This is a genomic window from Arthrobacter sp. AQ5-05 (assembly GCF_003287975.1).
GTDB lineage: Bacteria > Actinomycetota > Actinomycetes > Actinomycetales > Micrococcaceae > Paeniglutamicibacter.
The window spans coordinates 1-2,070 of sequence record NZ_QMKQ01000066.1 but is presented as its reverse complement, the minus strand read 5'-3'; the positions used below and the strand labels follow the sequence as shown (position 1 = coordinate 2,070).

The window sequence follows — 2,070 nt, the reverse complement described above, 5'->3', positions numbered from 1 at the left end:
GCCCCGAACGGCCGGTCAAAACCGTTGCCGCCAGCGGTCAATGGCATTGCCGCCCATGGTCAGCGAGACTGCCGCCAGTGGTCACTTTCGGTTGCCGCCAGTGGGCAGTTTCAAACTGCCGTTGACAGAGCACCGCCTGGAGCAGATTCCGCATCTGTTCCGCAAGGACTTGTGCGGTGTCACCCGGGCCAGCAGGACCCCGGTTTCCGGGCAGGTATCCACGTGGTGGACGGTTGTTTTTTCGACACCCAGCAGGGCGGCCCATATGCTTGTTTTCTGCACGCCGTTTTCAGTCCCTAGATTTTTGTACCTTAGTCAGTCAAAAATCCTAGGCAGGAAGCGGCGTGTGGACGTTAAGGCTCGCGGCTCACGCCCACGGATATGTCAGTAGAGCCAATTATTGGAGCGGTATGTAAAGCGTGGGGTCACGCCATGAACCAACGGACGCGATCCATCGGTTTGATTTTCGATGACCATATTTGAAGCAGATGTCCTTTTTGCGCCACCAGCCGGAAGGATTCGGCCAAGGGTGATCTGTTCCCTGCTTGCTATTGGGCTTTGCCTTGAATTACGGCCAACTCCGGGCGGTACAGGAAAGGCACCCAATAGCGAGGTGCTGCTTTGGTGCCGCGTGGTTCAAACACGCCAACGTCTACCAAACGCTTTGCTCTCTGAAGGGCTAATTCTAGATCTACTTTCCATATCCGGCTTAGAGATTCCGGATATTGGTCTGCTTTTTCCGAATTAAGTTCTTCGAGCCATGGTTTGACGTCGTCGAATTCTGCATAGATGGTTTGTTGAAGTCGTACTTTTGAGACGGTAGGCAATGCCTCTCGGAAAGCCATCCGGGTAAAGAGCTCGCGGCGAGGCGGCTCGTCTTCTCCTCGTTCGAGCATGGCAATTTGCGAGGATTTGGTTTCCGTCAATAGATGGATCACCTCACGCGGAGCGATAGTTTTCGTTCCGTCTTGTACTCGACCGAGGATCCATTCGAATGTTGAAGGGTTGTTACCAACATCGATTTTATCTGGCACCAAAGAGTCGAAGAATTTTCGTTGCAGGACCGCCTTTGGTCGTATTTCGTCGGCGTCTTGATTAACGTATTCTAGCAACGAGGGGCTGTTAAGCATCCGACTGACGACCAAATTCAACAACGACGGCTGGGACCAAGAGATTGTCAAGTGCCGCGTTATGTGGCTCGCCTCACGGAATCCGCCATCCACGATTTTGTTCCAAATATCATTCCGGAGAAAAATCTTTAGGACAATGGACTGATGTGACTGCAAGTCCAAGTAGCACTTGAAAAGGGCTCTCAGCGCGTTTGCTTCAAGGTCATGGGATTCAGTGAAAGCCACGTCAAGCCGATCAAACGCTACCCAAACTGTCAACTTGTTTTGAGTGAGCACTTCATTCGCCGCAGACAAGAGTGAATCTATCGAAACTGCACCTTTGGCGTCTTCGTCAGCAGTGGGCTCTCGTAACGTAATCTTGCCTGTGACTCCGGTAGCCATTCCAGTGTGTGGATCTATTTTCCACCCTCCTTCAACTGACTCCGGTGAGAGGCTACGTCGCACCCAATCTAAGACCATCTTCAGCCTCACTCCCAGTGAAGCTTTCGGCGACGGTATCAACCCTTCGCTTGCGAGTACTGACTTGATTTCGGTTGCGGTGCTACCTTCAACGCCGTTTTCGTCGAGTTTCGAAGCGATCAGCGAGAGGACGTACATCTTCCACAGGCTTACAAATTCAAGTTCACTTGCCGGGGTGTCCTCGTTGAGGCTCTTGAAAGCGGGCATGCCTCGAGGGTTCTCAGCGGAAACCAAAACGATACCTTGTTGATGCAACTCGCTGGTGCGTTTTAGAAGCGTCGAGTACATGGCACTTTTGCGGCTCTACGGAATTGAACGTGGTGAGTCTCCCCTAAGTTCGGTAGTGCCGGTGGCCGCCGGCGGAGAGCAGTGAGCGGATGCGGTAATTCTCGAAGTTACGGAATCCACGGGCGATCCTCCGGGTGGTTTCGATGACACCGTTGATCGCTTCGGTTGGGCCGTTGGAGGCACCTTTCGTGGC

Annotated in this window: 2 protein-coding genes and 1 pseudogene; all 3 read right to left on the bottom strand. The window is 53.0% G+C overall.

What is annotated here, in order from left to right; all coding sequences use genetic code 11:
- Positions 1-126 precede the first annotated feature (126 nt).
- Positions 127-282 (bottom strand): annotated as a pseudogene (locus DQ353_RS20985) (ISL3 family transposase); the annotation flags it as partial.
- 266 nt (positions 283-548) lie between these two features.
- Positions 549-1,877 (bottom strand): P-loop ATPase, Sll1717 family, encoded by a 1,329-nt coding sequence (locus DQ353_RS21470; protein ID WP_146755369.1) that lies wholly within the window; start codon positions 1,875-1,877, stop codon positions 549-551.
- Positions 1,878-1,920: 43 nt separating this feature from the next.
- The coding region (locus DQ353_RS20980) for a transposase (RefSeq protein WP_146755271.1) at positions 1,921-2,070 on the bottom strand (150 nt) is incomplete at its 5' end.

Bases quoted from the DNA above. Each gene is read 5' to 3' on its own strand.
- DQ353_RS21470 (WP_146755369.1), bottom strand. From the start codon at position 1,877: ATGTACTCGACGCTTCTAAAACGCACCAGCGAGTTGCATCAACAAGGT.